At 70.8% G+C, this 15,366-nt stretch carries 12 protein-coding genes and 1 pseudogene; 3 read left to right on the forward strand and 10 right to left on the reverse strand.

Translation table 11 applies throughout. The features are described 5' to 3' along the window. Positions 1-46: 46 nt before the first annotated feature. The 10 genes and pseudogenes from CP969_RS01280 to CP969_RS01330 all read right to left on the reverse strand — a co-directional run bounded on the left by CP969_RS01280 (position 47) and on the right by CP969_RS01330 (position 13,236). Positions 47-1,099: an LLM class F420-dependent oxidoreductase gene (locus CP969_RS01280; protein WP_016828290.1), complete on the reverse strand. Its 1,053-nt coding sequence runs from the start codon at positions 1,097-1,099 to the stop codon at positions 47-49. 115 nt (positions 1,100-1,214) lie between these two features. Further along, complete coding sequence (locus tag CP969_RS01285) at positions 1,215-1,976, reverse strand: 3-hydroxyacyl-CoA dehydrogenase (RefSeq protein WP_016828289.1); 762 nt, start codon at positions 1,974-1,976, stop codon at positions 1,215-1,217. Between the two features lie 42 nt (positions 1,977-2,018). After that, positions 2,019-3,212, reverse strand: coding sequence for a thiolase family protein (locus CP969_RS01290; protein ID WP_016828288.1), 1,194 nt, complete (start codon positions 3,210-3,212; stop codon positions 2,019-2,021). Between the two features lie 96 nt (positions 3,213-3,308). Then, positions 3,309-4,112 (reverse strand): crotonase/enoyl-CoA hydratase family protein, encoded by an 804-nt coding sequence (locus tag CP969_RS01295; RefSeq protein WP_016828287.1) that lies wholly within the window; start codon positions 4,110-4,112, stop codon positions 3,309-3,311. 70 nt (positions 4,113-4,182) lie between these two features. Then, complete coding sequence (locus CP969_RS01300) at positions 4,183-5,637, reverse strand: aldehyde dehydrogenase (protein WP_016828286.1); 1,455 nt, start codon at positions 5,635-5,637, stop codon at positions 4,183-4,185. A gap of 269 nt (positions 5,638-5,906) precedes the next feature. Beyond that, positions 5,907-6,872: an LLM class F420-dependent oxidoreductase gene (locus CP969_RS01305; RefSeq protein WP_016828285.1), complete on the reverse strand. Its 966-nt coding sequence runs from the start codon at positions 6,870-6,872 to the stop codon at positions 5,907-5,909. Positions 6,873-7,133: 261 nt separating this feature from the next. Continuing rightward, positions 7,134-8,288, reverse strand: a complete 1,155-nt coding sequence (locus CP969_RS01310) for an acyl-CoA dehydrogenase family protein (RefSeq protein ID WP_016828284.1) — start codon at positions 8,286-8,288, stop codon at positions 7,134-7,136. A 190-nt stretch (positions 8,289-8,478) separates the two neighbouring features. Continuing rightward, on the reverse strand, positions 8,479-9,372 hold the full coding sequence (locus CP969_RS01315; RefSeq protein WP_016828283.1) for a PDR/VanB family oxidoreductase: 894 nt from the start codon (positions 9,370-9,372) through the stop codon (positions 8,479-8,481). A gap of 817 nt (positions 9,373-10,189) precedes the next feature. Further along, positions 10,190-10,937, reverse strand: a pseudogene (locus CP969_RS01320) (IS6 family transposase). 388 nt (positions 10,938-11,325) lie between these two features. Next, positions 11,326-13,236: a SpoIIE family protein phosphatase gene (locus CP969_RS01330; protein WP_078495546.1), complete on the reverse strand. Its 1,911-nt coding sequence runs from the start codon at positions 13,234-13,236 to the stop codon at positions 11,326-11,328. A 3-nt stretch (positions 13,237-13,239) separates the two neighbouring features. Here CP969_RS01330 and CP969_RS33060 point away from each other — a divergent pair, with 3 nt between their 5' ends. The 3 genes from CP969_RS33060 (at position 13,240) to CP969_RS01340 (ending at position 15,350) form a co-directional block, all read left to right on the forward strand. Then, complete coding sequence (locus CP969_RS33060; protein ID WP_016828280.1) at positions 13,240-13,557, forward strand: hypothetical protein; 318 nt, start codon at positions 13,240-13,242, stop codon at positions 13,555-13,557. Positions 13,558-14,299: 742 nt separating this feature from the next. Continuing rightward, the gene (locus CP969_RS01335; RefSeq protein WP_016828278.1) at positions 14,300-14,497 is read left to right on the forward strand and encodes a hypothetical protein; all 198 of its coding nucleotides are present in this window, start codon (positions 14,300-14,302) and stop codon (positions 14,495-14,497) included. Between the two features lie 79 nt (positions 14,498-14,576). Further along, on the forward strand, positions 14,577-15,350 hold the full coding sequence (locus tag CP969_RS01340; RefSeq protein ID WP_026085552.1) for an IS5/IS1182 family transposase: 774 nt from the start codon (positions 14,577-14,579) through the stop codon (positions 15,348-15,350). Positions 15,351-15,366: the final 16 nt, after the last annotated feature.

A 15,366-nucleotide genomic window follows, 5' to 3' on the forward strand; every position in this document is an offset into this window, starting at 1 on the left:
GCGTGCGGGGCGGGCTTGTCGACGTTACGTGCGGGGGGGGAGCCGGTCAGCCGGCGGCGAGTGCGGCGACCCGCTCGACGAGCGCGATGCGCGCGGCCCGGTCGCCCGCGTCGGGGCCCACCGGCTGCAGGGACAGGGTGGTGACGCCGGCCGCGGCGTAGGCGGCGAGCCGCTCGGCGACCTCGTCCTCCGTGCCCACCAGGCACAGGGCGCGCACCAGTTCCTCGGGCAGCACCGCGGCTGCCTCCTCCTTGCGCCCGGCCAGGTAGAGGTCCTGGGTACGCCCGGCCTCCTCCTCGTAGCCGTAGCGGCAGGCCAGGTCGTTGTAGAAGTTCTTGCCCTTGGCACCCATCCCGCCGATGTAGAGGGCGAGTTGGGCGCGGACCGCGTGCAGCGCCTGTTCGGTGTCGGTGCCGACGGCGGCGGGGACGCCGATGCTGATCCCCAACTCGCCCAGTTCCGGGTCGCGTCGGGCCCGGCCCTCGTCCAGCGCGGGGCCGAAGACCTCGGCCGCCTTGCCGGGGTGGAAGAAGATCGGCTCCCACTCCTCGGCGATCTCGGCGGCCAGCGACACGTTCTTGGGGCCGATGGCGGCGAGCATCACCGGGATGCGGGCGCGCAGCGGGTGGTTGATCAGCTTGAGCGGCTTGCCGAGACCGGTGCCCTGCTCCGCAGGCAGCGGGATGCGGTAGTGCTTGCCCTCGTGGACGACGGCCTCGCGGCGCCAGACCTTGCGGCAGATCTCGACCAGCTCGCGGGTGCGGCCGAGCGGTGCCTGGTAGGGCAGGCCGTGGAAGCCCTCGATGACCTGCGGGCCGGAGGCGCCCAGGCCGAGGGTGAAGCGCCCGCCGGAGACGTAGTCGAGTCCGGCGGCCGTCATGGCCATCAGCGTGGGGGTGCGGGAGTAGATCGGCAGGATGCCGGAGGCGATCCGCAGCCGTTCGGTCTTGGCGGCGATGTAGCCGAGCTGGCTGACGGCGTCGAAGCTGTACGCCTCCGCGACGTAGACGACGTCCAGCCCCACGCGCTCCAGGTCGCGCAGTTCCTCGACGGCCTCGACGAAGCCGCCGCTGTAGTCCAGTTTCATGCCGATGCGCATGACGGGGTTCCCTTCCGTGGGGAGCCGGGTGGGTGCACCGGCGGTGCCGGGCGGGGACGGCGCCCACGGGTCCGCGACGCAGGTGCGGACCCGTGGACGCCAGGGGGACGGGAGGTCAGCGCGGACCCATCCGGATGGCGCCGTCCAGGCGGATGGTCTCGCCGTTGAGCATCGGGTTCTCCACGATGTGCGCGGCCAGCGCCGCGTACTCGACGGGGTTGCCGAGGCGGGCGGGATGCGGGATCTGCGCGCCGAGCGAGGCCTTGGCGTCGTCGCTCAGTCCGGACAGGATCGGCGTCTCGAACAGGCCGGGCGCGATGGTGACCACGCGGATCTTCAGCGAGGCGAGGTCGCGGGCGACGGGCAGGGTGAGCCCGACGACACCGCCCTTGGAGGCGGAGTAGGCGGCCTGGCCGATCTGGCCGTCGAAGGCGGCGACGGAGGCGGTGTTGACGATGACGCCGCGCTCGCCGTCGATCTCCTCGGCGCGGCTGATGCGCTCGGCGGCCAGGCGGATCACGTTGAACGTGCCGATCAGGTTGACCTGGAGGACCTTGGTGAAGTCGGCCAGCGGGAAGGCCCCCTGCTTGCCGACGGTCCTGATCGCGTTGCCGATGCCGGCGCAGTTGACGGCCACCCGCAGGGTGCCCAGTTCCTGGGCGACGTCCAGCGCGGCGGTGATGTCCTGCTCGCTGGTGACGTCGGCGGGGGCGAAGGCGACGCCGTCGCCGAGCCTTTCCGCGACTTCCTTGCCGGGCGAGGAGGGCAGGTCGACGATGACGACCTTGGCTCCGGAGGCGACCAGCTTCTCGACGGTGGCCAGGCCCAGGCCCGAGGCTCCGCCGGTGACCAGGGCGACGCTGCCGTTGATGTCCACGGCTGTTCCCTTCTTCTTACGAGGTGGGTGAAAGGGGGAGGGTCAGAGGCGCTCGATGACGGTGGCGTTGGCCATGCCGCCGCCCTCGCACATGGTCTGCAGGCCGTAGCGGCCGCCGGTGGCCTCGAGGTGGTTGAGCAGGGTGGTCAGCAGGCGGGTGCCGGAGCCGCCCAGCGGGTGGCCCAGGGCGATGGCGCCGCCGCGCGGGTTCAGGCGCTCGGGGTCGGCGCCCAGTTCCTGCTGCCAGACCATGGGGACCGGGGCGAACGCCTCGTTGACCTCGTAGGCGTCGATGTCGTCGATGCCGAGGCCGGCGCGGGCCAGGACCTTCTCGGTGGCGGGGATGACGCCGGTGAGCATGAGCAGCGGGTCGGAGCCGGTCACCGAGAAGGAGTGGAAGCGGGCCCGGGGACGCAGCCCCAGCGCCTCGGCCTTGGCCGCGCTCATGATCAGGGCGGCGGAGGCGCCGTCGGTCAGCGGGGAGGAGTTGCCCGGGGTGATGGACCAGTCGATCTCCGGGAAGCGCGCGCCCATGGCCTCGTCGCGGAACGAGGGCTTGAGGCCGCCCAGTCCCTCGACGGTGGTCGTGGCACGCACGGTCTCGTCGGTGGTCAGGGTGCGCTCGGTGCCGTCGGCGTCGGTGACGGTGATCGGCAGGATCTCGCTGTCGAAGGCGCCGGAGGCGGCAGCGGCGGCGGCCCGGGCGTGCGAGCGGGCGGAGAAGGAGTCCAGGGCGTCGCGGTCCAGCTTCCAGCGGGCGGCGATGAGCTCCGCGGAGATGCCCTGGTTGACCAGGCCCTCGGGATAGCGGGCGGCGACCGCGGGGCCGGCCGGGTCCTGGCCCTGCGAGCTGCTGAACATCGGTACCCGGCTCATCGACTCCACGCCGCAGGCGATGGCGATGTCGTAGGCGCCCGACATGACGCCCTGCGCGGCGAAGTGCGCGGCCTGCTGGCTGGAGCCGCATTGGCGGTCGATGGTGGTGCCGGGGACGGACTCGGGCAGGCCCGCGCCGAGGATCGCGTTGCGGGCGATGTTCATCGTCTGCTGGCCCGACTGGGAGACGCAGCCGGCGATGACGTCGTCGATCAGTGCGGGGTCGAGGTCGTTGCGCTCCACCAGGGCGCGCAGCACCCGGGAGAGGAGGTCGGCCGGGTGGATGCCCGACAGCTGCCCGCCGGGCTTGCCCTTGCCCGAGGGGGTACGGATCACATCCACGATCACGGCGTCGTTCATGGGACTTCCTTTTCCTGGGAGACGTGCGGACGGGGGTGGGGTGCGGACGCCCGCGGGGTCGCTGTGCGGGCGTCCGGGGTGGCCAAGGGCCGTAGGTCAGCGGCCGGTCCAGCGGGGTGCGCGCTTCTCGGCGAAGGCGCGCGGGCCTTCCTTGGCGTCCTCGCTGGCCATGAGGGCGCCCATCTCCTTGTTGTTGAGCGTCCACAGCTGCGGGTCCAGGTCCGAGCCGTAGGCGTGGCTCTCGCGCAGGAGCCGCTTGGTGCTCTGCACGGACAGGGGCGCGTTGGCGGCGATGGACTCGGCCAGTTCCAGCGCGCTCGCCAGCACGTGCCCGCCGGGCACGACGCGGTTGACCAGTCCCCATTCCAGGGCGGTCTGGGCGGTCATCGGCTCGCCGGTGTAGAGGAGTTCGGCGGCCACCTTGGCGGGGACCTGTCGGGGCATGCGGAACACGCCGCCGGCGGCCGCCATGAGGCCGCGCTTGACCTCCGGCAGGCCCAGGCGGGCCTCCTCGGCGGCGACCACAAGGTCGCAGGCGAGGACGATCTCGGTGCCGCCGCCGAGCGCGAATCCGTTGACGGCGGCGATCAGGGGCTTGTCGATGGGGTGCTGCACCAGTCCGGCGAAGCCCCACTCCTCGTGGCCCTCGGCCGACACCGGCCGTCCGGCGGCGAGTTCCTTCAGGTCGGCGCCCGCGCAGAACGCCCGGCCCGCGCCCGTGATCACGCCGACGCGCAGTTCGGGGTCGGCGGCGATATCCTCCAGTGCCGCGCCGACGGCGGCGGAGAGGGCGGCGTTCACCGCGTTCATGGCCTGCGGCCGGTTCAGGGTGATGATGCCCACGTGGCCGCGCCGCTCCAGCGTCGCGGCCGCCGCGGCCGTCTCCTTCGAGTTGCTCATGGGTGTCCTGTCTCCTGTGGTGTACGGGTGGGGCCGGTTGGCTGTCGCCGGTGCGGCCCGTGCGCCGGGCTCAGGCGGTCGCGGCCTGCGCGGGTCGGTAGACCGACTTCAGGGAGTGGTAGGGGGCAAGTCCCTCCGGTCCCATCTCGCGTCCCAGGCCGCTGGCCTTCACGCCGCCGAAGGGGGCCTGGAGGTCGACGCCGTACTGGTTGACGCCGATGGTGCCGGTGCGGATGCGGGCCGCGAGGTCCATGCCGTGGTCCAGGTCGGCCGTCCAGACCGTGCCGCCGAGTCCGTAGTCGGAGTCGTTGGCGAGGGCGACGGCGTGGTCCTCGTCCTCGTAGCGGATCACGCACAGCACGGGGCCGAAGATCTCCTCGCGCGCCACCCGCCAGTCGTTGTCCACGTCGGCCAGGACGGTGGGCCGTACGAACCAGCCGTCCGTCAGGCCGTCGACGGGTGCCGAGCCGCCGGTGGTGAGTCGGGCGCCCTCGCGCACGCCGAGGTCGACGTAGCCGCGCACGCGGTCCCGCTGGGCGGCGCTGACGAGCGGGCCGACCTCGGTCGACCTGTCGAGCGGGTCGCCGACGCGCAGGGCGCGGACGGTGTCGGTGACCGCGTCGACGATCTCCTCGTAGCGGGCGGCGGGGGCCAGGATGCGGGTGCTTGCGTGGCAGGTCTGGCCGTTGTTGGTGAGGCTGACGTCCAGCAGTGCGGCGGTGAAGGCGGCCAGGTCGGCGTCCTCGGCGAGGATCGCGGCGGACTTGCCGCCCAGTTCGAGGGTGACCGGGCGCAGCAGTCGTCCGCACTGTTCGCCGATGGCGCGGCCCGCCGCCGTGGAACCGGTGAAGGCGATCTTGTCGACGCCTGGGTGGGAGACGAGCTGTTCCCCGGCCTCGCGGCCGCCCGGCAGCACGTTCAGGACGCCGGGCGGGAGTCCGGCCTCCTGTGCGGCGTCGGCGAAGTAGAAGGCGTCCAGCGCGGTCTCGGGGGCCGGCTTGAGGACCACCGTGCAGCCGGCCGCCAGCGCGGGTCCGATCTTCATGGCGGCCAGTGACTGCGGGTAGTTCCAGGGCGTGATGGCGCCGACGACGCCCACCGGCTCGCGGCGCACGACGGTCTCCCCGATGAGGCTCGGCCGCACGTCCGTCTCGGGCAGTTCGCGCAGCAGTCGCGCGTAGTAGGCGACGGTCATCGAGGCGCTGAACCCGTTGACCGGGATCGAGAGCGACAGGGGCATCCCGTTCTCGCGGCTGACCAGCGGGGCGATCTCGCGTCCGCGGGCCTTCAGCGCGGCGGCGAAGCGGTCCAGCAGGTCCGCCCGCTCCTGGGCGGGCATGCTCCCCCACGGGTCGGCGAGTGCGGTGCGGGCGGCCGCCACGGCGGCGTCCACGTCCGCGGCGGAGGCCATCGCGGTCCGGCCGAGCACCTTGCCGGTGGCGGCCTCGATGACGTCCTGGCCGCTCCCGTCGGCCGGCTCGGTCCACCGTCCGCCGATGAAGAGTTGCCGTCGATCCAGTTCCATGGAGTTCCCTCGTTTCTTCCGCCTCGTTGGGTGGGCCGTTCCGCCGGGACGTGCCGGCTCCCTGACGGGCAGGGGTGACAGGCTCCAGGGGCGCGCGGCGGCGCGGGTGCGCGGCAGGCTCGCGAGAACGGCGACGGGCGCCGAAGCACGAGGGCAGCCTGCCTTCATTAAACTAATGGCTATAGATAATCATAGGGGCGCGGGGGTTCCGGTGCCAGCCCCTGCGCGGGTCCGTCGCCCGCGAGGCCCGGCCCGGCACCCGCACCCGCTCAGCCGTCGGGGGCCAGGTCACGCACGGCGCGCACGGGGTCCTTCGGGTCCCCCACGAGGTGGATCACGGGCGTGGTGACCCCGTTGTCGACGTACTCGTTGATCCGCTCCCGGCAGTGCTCGGCGGGGCCGTGGATCACCAGTTCGTCCACCACCTCGTCGGGCACCGCGCGCAGCGCCGCCCGGCGGTCCCCCTCACCCCAGGCCCGCCACATCGGTCCCAGGACATCATCGCGGCCCAGCCACTCGTGGAAGGCCCGGTAGACCGGGACGTTGAGGTAGGCGGTGATCATCCTTCGACCCAGGGCGCGGGCCGTCTCGGAGTCCGCGCCGGGCATCACGAAGATCCGCGCGACGATCTCCTTGGCCGGGTCGCGCTCGCGCACGTAAGGCGCGATCGTGCGCACGTCGCGCGCGGAGAGCCAGTTGACGATCGCCCCGTCCCCCTCCCGGCCGGCCAGCCGCAGCATGCCGGGGCGCAGCGCGGCGATCAGCACCGGCGGCGGCTCCTCGGGGACGAGCCGGGCGGTGAAGCCCCGGACCGCGAAGGTCTCGTAGGTCTCGTCCACCCGCTCTCCGCGCAGGGCGGCGCGCAGGAAGCGCACGGTGTCCCGGACCCGCTTGTAGGGCTCCTCGAAGGGGATGTCGTTCCAGTGTTCGACGATGACGTCGGAGGAGGTGCCCACGCCCAGGGCGAACCGCCCCGGCGCGGCCGCGGCCAGTGTCGCGGCGCTCATCGCCAGCGTGGCGGGCCCCCGGGTGAAGACCGGCACGATCGCGGTGCCCAGCCGGAGCCGGGGCGCCCAGGCGGAGGCCAGCGCCAACGGGGTGAAGGCGTCGGTCTCGTCCGCCTCCGCCGACCAGACGTCGGTGTAGCCCAGGTCGGGCAGGGAGGCAACCAACTCCTTCTGGTCCGCGATCGAGAGTCCCGCCACCGGGAGTGTGATGCCCCAACGCTTCGTCATGCCCGCTCCGTCGTGTGTCGTCGCCCCGGCCGCCGGTGCGGGCCTTCGCCCGTCACCGCGCCCGGCCGTCGCCTTGCCGCCGCGTGTCGTCCGTCCGGCGGACGGCGCCCCTTGCGCCGTCCCGCCCGGTCCGGCTCCGGCGGGCACCCGCACGTGCCCGCCGGAGGTTCCTCGACGCCGTACCGCGGGCCCCCGTCCGCACGCGATCGGGTCGATCGCGTGCGGACGGCGAGGGGGTGTGGCCCGCAGTCGCGCTGATGGTCAGGAGCTGCGCACCAGATCGCGGCTGATGATCTCCTTCATGATCTCGTTCGTGCCGCCGTAGATCCGCTGGATGCGGGCGTCCATGAACGCCTGGGCGATCGGGTACTCCTTCATGTAGCCGTAGCCGCCGTGCAGTTGGACACCGGCGTCGATGACCTTCCACTGCATGTCGGTGGCCCACCACTTGGCCTTGGCTGCGTCCACCGCGCTCAGCGTTCCGGCGTTGACGGCCCTGACGCAGCGATCCAGGTAGGCGCGGCTCACCTCGATGCTGGTGCGCAGCTCGGCCAGGGTGAAACCGACGCTCTGAAACTCCGCGATCGCCTTGCCGAACGCCTGCCGCTCACGGACGTAGTCGAGGGTCCAGCGGAACGCCGCCTCCGCCGAACTCTGCGCGGCCACCGCGATGCCCAGGCGCTCCCGGGGGAGGTTCTGCATCAGGGAGGCCAGACCGCTGCCCACCGGGCCGAGGAGGTTGGCGGCCGGGACGCGGGCGTCCTCGAAGAACAGCTCCGCGGTGTCCTGCGCCTGCAGTCCGACCTTGTCCAGCTTGCGCCCGCGGGTGAAGCCGGGGGTGTCCCGCTCCACCACGAAGAGGCTGTACCCCTTGCTGCCGGCGTCCGGATCGGTCCGCGCCACGAGCACGATCAGATCTGCCAGGATGCCGTTGGTGATGAAGGTCTTGGAGCCGTTCAGCACCCAGTGGTCGCCGTCGCGGACGGCGGTGGTGGTGATGCCCCGCAGGTCGCTCCCGGCCGCGGGTTCGCTCATCGCGATCGCCCCGACGGTCTCCCCGGTGACGAAGCCGGGCAGCCACCGCTCCTGCTGCTCCTCCGTCGCCAGGTTCAGCAGGTACCCGAGGACGATGTCGTCGTTGGTGCTGAACGAGGACTGCAGCGAGGACGCGCCGACGCGGGCGATCTCCTCGCACAGGACGACGCGGTAGCGGAAGTCGGGCTCGCCCGCGCCGCCGAAGCGCTCCGGCACCGAGAGGCCCACCAGTCCGGCCCGACCCGCCTTCTTCCAGGTCTCCCGGTCCACGCAGCGCTCCTCGTCCCAGCGCTGCATGTTCGGCACGACCTCCCGATGGACGAAGGACCGCGCGGTCTCGCGGTACGCCTCGTGGTCGGGCTCGAAGAGGTCACTGTCCATCAGCTCTCCTTGTTCGGGGCGGAATTGACGCGCCCATCGGGCAGCTGCACGGTCGGCCGCCGCCGGGGTGCGAAGGGGGCAGGCCCCGGGGTGCGCCGCCCGGTCGTGAGGGCGACTCGGCGGCGCGCCCCGGCGCACACGGCCCACCCCTCCCGGTCCTTGCGCCGGGGTGTGCCGGTGGCCCGGTTCGTCACAGATCCAGGACCAGGGTCGGTGACAGGCACCGGGACACGCACGGCATCATCGTCTTGCCCTGCCGGCGCTCCTCCTCGGAGAGCAGAGAGTCCCGGTGATCGGGACGGCCCTCGAGCACGGTCGTCTCACAGGTGCCGCAGGTGCCCTCGCGGCACGAGGTCGGCAGGTCGATGCCGGCGTCGTCGAGCACGTCGACGATGGAACGGTCGGCGGGCACGGTGGCCACGGTGCCCGTGCGGGCGAGTTTCACGACGAACCCTCCGGGCTCGGGGGCGTCGTGGAGTGTTTTGGGGGAGAACCGCTCGAGGTGCAGACTCCCCGGCGGCCAGGACGCGGTGAGTTTTTCCACCGCTTCCAGCAGCGGTTCCGGCCCGCAGCAGTACACGGCGACTCCGTCCCGGGGTTCGCCCAGGACCGACTCCAGGTCCAGCAGCCCGCACTCGTCCTGCGGCTGGATACGGACCCGGTCGGCGCGCTCACCGGCGAGTTCGTCGAGGAACGCCATGGAGGAGCGGGTCCGGCCACCGTAGAGGAGTGTCCATTCCGCCCCCGCCGCCTCCGCCCGGCGGATCATGGGCATGAGCGGCGTGATACCGATACCGCCGGCGATGAACAGGTACTCGGGGCTGTCGACGAGAGCGAAGTTGTTGCGGGGGCCACGGACCTGCACACGGTCCCCTTCCGCCACCCTGTCGTGGACGTGGGCGGAGCCCCCCCGGCCGGCCTGCTCGCGCAGCACCGCCACCTGCAATCCGGCCCGGTCTCCGACATCGCCGCACAGCGAGTACTGGCGTACCAGGCCGCCGCCGAGCACCAGATCGATGTGCGCACCCGGTTCCCAGAAGGGGACTTCGCCGCCGTCGGGGCACGCCAGCGTCAGGCGCACCACGCCCTGGGCTATCTGATCACGCCGTCGGACAACCAGATCATGAACACTCTCGTTCGCCGGCACCGCTCTCACCTCTCAAGCAGTTGCGGATCGACCGCTCGCCGCAACCAGATAATCTTATGACTGTAGATTAACTGCATCTACTGCGTGCCGCCACCCCCCTCTGCGAAGAAGACGGCTTCCCCCGTCCGGGGGTCCCCCGGGGTCGGGACGCACTGGACCGGGGACGGGAAGGTTCACGGAACCATCGCGAGGCGGCGGAGTGCGGGGGCCGGCCCCAAAGGCGGGACCGGCCAGGGAAAAGACGGCAGAATCTGCCCGACTCCCTGTCACGACGAGGAGAGGGCGACCCGGGCACGGCGGCGTCGCAGCCCGGCACGCGGAGACGCCCTCGACGCCCAGGGCAGACGTGGGCCCGACCGCGGTCGGCACGCACACGGCAGCCATTACGGCTCCCAAGTCCCGCACGACGCCGGCGCCGTCGCGTTCCAGCTCCGTCTCCGGGTGCCGCAGGACTCGCCCTGCGCGGCCCAGTGGGGGAACTTGGCGTGATTTCAGCCGGCCATCGGACCGTGCGCCGCCACCGTCAGCCCGGCCAGGTCCTTGCGCGCCTGCTTGGCACTGGGCAAGCCCGTCAAAGTCGTGACCATGTCAGCCATCTAGCCGCCGCCCGCACCTGCCGACACCGGGACCGAGGGGACGGCTTGCCGTCCACTGCCCCCGGCGACGTGGCCTCGCGGAGGCGTTGTCACGTTGGTGGGGGTGCGACCGGCTGATGGCGTGTCAGGGTGTGGTGTGGCCGGGTGGCAGTTTCGGGTCAGGCCGCAGCGGGCATGGCGGCGGCCCCGGTGATCTGCTCCCAGATCACGAAGCGGACGGTCATCTCGGCGCGGTGGCCGGCGGCGGTCATCAGGTGGCGGCGGGGCCGGAAGTGGGGTGAGATGCCGCTGAACGCGGCCAGGAACCGCTGGGCTCCGCCGACGCTGCGGAAGCCTTTCATGGCGCGTTCGCGCTGCCGGGTGGGCTGGTGGCTGTTCTCGGCCCGGTTGTTCAGGCCCCTGTGCGAGCGGTGTTCCACCGAGGGCATGACCTCGCGGTGCGCCGCGCCGTAGGAACGCAGCTTGTCGGTGACGACCACCCGCGGCACGGCGCGAGTCCTCTTCAGGAGCTTGCGGAAGAAGCGCCGGGCCGCGGCCTTGTTGCGCCGGTTCTGGACGAGGACGTCCAGCACGGTGCCGTCCTGGTCGACCGCGCGCCAGAGGTACTTCTGCTCGCCGTTGATCGTGAGGAAGACCTCGTCCAGGTGCCACTTATCGCCCGGCCTCGCACGCCGGCGGCGCAGCGCGTTGGCGTAGGACGGCCCGAACTTCAGACACCACCGGCGGATCGTCTCGTGACACGATGACGCCGCGCTCGAGCATCAATTCCTTAACCTCCCGGAAGCTGAGCGGGAAGCGGAAGCACAGCCAGACGCAGTGGGAGATGATCTCCACCGGGTACCGGTGGCCCTTGCACGACGGAGACACGGACGAACCCCTCCCCGGCACGATCAACTCCAAAATCATCTCAGGCCGGTCAGCCAACGTGACAACGCCCGCATCCGTCATGTCCGACGGATACCTTCGTGCCCGGTCGGGGTGATCGGCCGCGTTGCCGTACACGTGCGCGAGGCAATCGCACGATCGGGCGCCTGAGTTGAGATCAGCGGGCATGAGCGCGTACAACTGCGACAACCAGGCCTCCTGGTGCTGCTCGGTTCGGTTCGCACCTCCGAGCTACCAAGGGGCCCTGCCTTCATGCGCCGACCGCCAGAAGATCACCCCGGTGGGAAACCTGTTCGACTTGCACGTTCCATGATCGGTTGAGATACGGCTTCTCACTTAAGACCACCGGCCGTCGCACTCGGGACCCGGGTATGGCTCCGGAGGATTCTCGGCAGCGGCCTGGTCTCTCTCACTTGTAGCGATGGAGTTCGAACCAGACCATCTTGCCGGTGCTCAGCCGCGTCACGCCCCACCGCCGGGCCAGCCGGTTCACCACGTACAGGCCACGTCCGGCCTCGTCCATGGCTCCCACCAGCCGCAGCCGCGGCAGCTGCGGCACGTCGTCGCCGACCTCGCAGCGCAGCACGTCGGTGCGCAGCAGCCGCAGGGTGACCGGCCGGGTGGCGTACCGCACGGCGTTGGTCACCACCTCGCTGACCAGCAGCTCCACCGAGTCGGTCAGCTCCTCCAGGCCCCAGCGGGACAGCGCCCGCCGGGCGAGGCGGCGGGCCCGGCCGGGGGCGGCGTCCTCCGGCTCCAGGAACCAGTACGCCACGTCGCTCGGCGCGATCCCGTCGAAGCGGGCGGCGAGCAGCGCGATGTCGTCGTCCCGGTCGCCCGGACCGAGCATGTCCAGCACCTCGTCGCACAGCGCCTCCAGCGGCGGCGGATGGTCCGGGCCGGTCAGCTGCGCGGTCGCGGCGAGCTTCTCGCGCAGCTGCTCGATACCGGTCCACACGTCCCGCAGCCGGGACTCCACCAGCCCGTCGGTGTACAGCAGCAGGGTCGCCCCGGCGGGCGCCTCCAGCTCCACGGCCTCGAAGTCCACCCCGCCGACGCCGATCGGGGCGCCCGCGGGCACCCGCAGCACCTCCGCCCGGCCGCCCAGGTGCAGCAGGACGGGCGGCGGATGGCCGGCGTTGGCGATGGTGATGCGGTGCGAGACCGGGTCGTAGACCGCGTACAGGCAGGTCGCCATGTAGTCGGTGCCGAGCCGCTGGGCCTGCTCGTCGAGGTGGTGCAGCACCTCCTGCGGGGGCAGGTCCAGCCCGGCCAGGGTCTGCGCGGTGGTGCGCAGCTGGCCCATGAGCGCCGCGGACGTCATGGAGTGGCCCATGACGTCCCCGACGACCAGCGCGACCCGGTTGCCCGGCAGCGGAATGGCGTCGTACCAGTCGCCGCCGACCCGCGCGGTCTCCGCGGCCGGCAGGTAGCGGGACGCCAGCCGCACACCGGTGCAGCGGGGCAGGTGCTCCGGCAGCATTTGACGCTGGAGTTCGGCGGCAAAGTACGTCTCGCGCCCGTACAACACGGTCCGGTCTACGCCCAGTGCGCTGTGCGTGGCCAGCTGCGCTGCCACCAGTAGGTCGTCGGCTTGGAACGCTATACGTTGCGCACCACGCAGGAACAAGGCGACTCCGACTACACGGCGTTGGCCGCGCAGCGGTGCGAGAATTATGTGCCGCCCGGTGAGTAGGTCGAGTTCTTCCGCATCCCAACTGAGCAACGCCGCGAGAGCGGCGCGTGCGGTTGGTGTGTCCGAGAAAACCGGTCGCACCCCACGCAGCACCTCGGCGAGCGCGCTGCCCGGCCGCACCTCACACAGCTCGAGCCCCATCGCCTCCGGCTCGGAGGGCTCGGCCTGGGCGGTCGGCAGGAAGCCGCCCTCGGTGTCCTGCTCGGTCGGCATCCGATCGGTGCGCCGCAACCGCAGAACCAGCGGGCCGGTGGGCCGCTCGTCACCGACCGGCAGCGGCTCGCGCAGGTAGACAAGAATAACGTCCGCGAACATCGGCACGGTGGCCCGGCACAGCCCCATCACAACCTCGTCCAGGTCCATGCCCCGGGCGATCCGCCGGGTCGCAGAACCTATGTAGCGCAGACGATCAGCAGACAGGCGCGATTCGGTGACAGGAAGGAGAGCTTTAGAACTGACCAGATGGTTGTCCGGGGTTGTTCGGGACAACCCGGCGGGGTCTTCGACGGCTCGATGAAGGGGAGACTGTAATTCGGGTCTGTGCTGGGGCTGCGCCGGTACGATCTTCGTCGTAGGAGCAGCATCGAAGGCCGTGGCTGGGGCTGAGGGCGCCCGATACCCCATGTCATGGGCAGCCTGCTGAACGGTGTCGTGCTCCTCATCAAGCACGACACGGGCCTTCTCCAAGGCGAGATCGACGTCGTCGAGATCCGCATCATCGTCAGAGATCGCTTGCAAGCCGGGCTGAGGAACTTGCGGAGCCAGTTCCTCAGCAAAGTAGTGATATTCATCCCCCGCCCACTCTCGCAGCGCAGCGAGTTCGGCTTCCAAAGCCTGAATGCGACGTGCGGCATGGTCGGCAACCTGCTGGGCGGTGTCCCTCTCCTGCTCCGCACGAGCCAATTGCTGGCGCAAGTCGGTCTGCTGCCGCTGTGCACGCGATAGGCGCAGCTCCAGCGTTGTATGCGTCTCCGCGTCCGTTGGCGGCAGCACCTGCAAAGCATCGACCCGACGTTGCAGTTCCACCACCTTTGCCTGTGCCTGGCCGAGCATGGCGAACAGAAGGGTAGCGATCTGCAGTGCCTGTGCCCGGCTGCGTTCACTGGCCTCGTAGGCATGCCGGACGACCTGTAGTTCCTGATACACCTCGATGGTGCGGTCCTTGGCTGCCAACAGTTCATGGGCGAGGGCCAGCTCCTGAGTACCCTTCGCGAGCGGTGTTGGGCTGGTCCGGGCCCGTTGCCATAAGTCTCGTGCTGTCTGCAGGCGTTGCTCGGCGCTGTCGACTGGCTCGTCTGGGAAACAGACGTCAGCCACTGCCTCGACCAGGTCCCACGTCAGTGCTTCACCTGACAACAAATCACGCAGTCGTCGTAGTTCGGGCACTGTGCCAGTCGTGAAGTGGTCCGAGGTCAGACGTTGATGGAGCTGCACCACGGAGATGGATGCATCATCCAGCCAGGACCGTACCTGCTCAACCAACTGATTGATCTCAGCACACGATCCTCGCGGTGGTGCCCATGGCCGGCCCGGTCGTTTCCCCTTGGCGCCCACGCGCCCTCCCGCTCAGTTGTTCGCCGGACAACCCCCTGTTGTCGCCGAAGAACATTCAACCTGCTCAGCAGCGGGTTTTACTCGGGATCGTCCTAATCCCTTGCCCGTGAAACATCATCAAGGCGGTGCACTCGTGAACCATGGCTCCACAGCGTTCCTGCTTCTCGTCTTGGCGGTGGCCGTTCTGTTCGCCGCCGTCGCCGCGGTGATCGCCTTCGGCCTTGCCCGCTGGGAGGGAGCCGCCGTTCCGGCGGCTCTCTCGCGAAGCGGTGTCGCCTTTGCTGCCACCCTGACCTTGTGCCTGGCCGTTCTCGCCTCGCTGAGCCAGTAGCAGTAGCGACAGGTGCGCTACCTGCGGCCGGACTAGAGGTTGTCCCGTAACTGCTGGTCAGGGGCGAGATGATCTTGCCGTGGCTGGTGTGATCACGGCGTCGGAGCCCTCGTGGATAGGTCCGTTTGCCGGGCTGAGCCCGCGGCAGTTCGCCAAGCTGATCACCGCGCTGCGCCGTGAGGGGGCCGATCCGGTCCGCAGGGGCCGGCCGTGGTCGCTGACGTTGGAGGACCGGGTGCTGCTGGTGGCCGCGTACTGGCGCACCAACCTCACCCTGCGCCAGCTGGCTCCGTTGTTCGGGGTGTCGAAGTCGGCGGCCGACCGGATCGTCGCCCACCTCGGTCCGGCTCTCGCCCTCCAGCCCCGGCGGCGGTTCCGCAAGAACACCGTGCTGATCGTGGACGGCACGCTGGTGCCCACCCATGACCGGGCCGTGGCGGCCTCCAGCAAGAACTACCGCTACTCGACCAACCACCAGGTCGTCATCGACGCCGACACCCGCCTCGTGGTCGCCGTCGGCAGGCCGGTGCCCGGCAACCGCAACGACTGCCGGGCCTGGGAGGAGTCCGGCGCGAAGGCCGCCGTCGGTACCACTCCCACGGTGATCGCCGACGGCGGCTACCGGGGCACCGGCCTGACCATCCCGCACCGCCGCGAACCCGGCCAGACCGAACTCCCTGACTGGAAAGAGGCCCACAACCGCTCGCACCGCAAGGTCCGCGCCCGCGTCGAGCACGCCTTCGCCCGCATGAAGACCTGGAAGATCCTCCGCGACTGCCGCCTCAAAGGCGACGGTGTCCACCACGCCATGCTCGGCATCGCCCGCCTGCACAACCTCGCGCTGGCCGGATGACGCAGAAACCACCAAG

It is taken from the genome of Streptomyces viridosporus T7A (assembly GCF_008704515.1).
In the GTDB taxonomy this organism is placed as follows: domain Bacteria; phylum Actinomycetota; class Actinomycetes; order Streptomycetales; family Streptomycetaceae; genus Streptomyces; species Streptomyces viridosporus.

Coding starts and splice junctions, on each gene's coding strand:
- CP969_RS01280 (WP_016828290.1), bottom strand. CDS start 1,099: ATGCGCATCGGCATGAAACTGGACTACAGCGGCGGCTTCGTCGAGGCC.
- CP969_RS01290 (WP_016828288.1), bottom strand. CDS start 3,212: ATGAACGACGCCGTGATCGTGGATGTGATCCGTACCCCCTCGGGCAAG.
- CP969_RS01295 (WP_016828287.1), bottom strand. CDS start 4,112: ATGAGCAACTCGAAGGAGACGGCCGCGGCGGCCGCGACGCTGGAGCGG.
- CP969_RS01300 (WP_016828286.1), bottom strand. CDS start 5,637: ATGGAACTGGATCGACGGCAACTCTTCATCGGCGGACGGTGGACCGAG.
- CP969_RS01305 (WP_016828285.1), bottom strand. CDS start 6,872: ATGACGAAGCGTTGGGGCATCACACTCCCGGTGGCGGGACTCTCGATC.
- CP969_RS01310 (WP_016828284.1), bottom strand. CDS start 8,288: ATGGACAGTGACCTCTTCGAGCCCGACCACGAGGCGTACCGCGAGACC.
- CP969_RS01330 (WP_078495546.1), bottom strand. CDS start 13,236: ATGGGGTATCGGGCGCCCTCAGCCCCAGCCACGGCCTTCGATGCTGCT.
- CP969_RS33060 (WP_016828280.1), top strand. CDS start 13,240: ATGGGCAGCCTGCTGAACGGTGTCGTGCTCCTCATCAAGCACGACACG.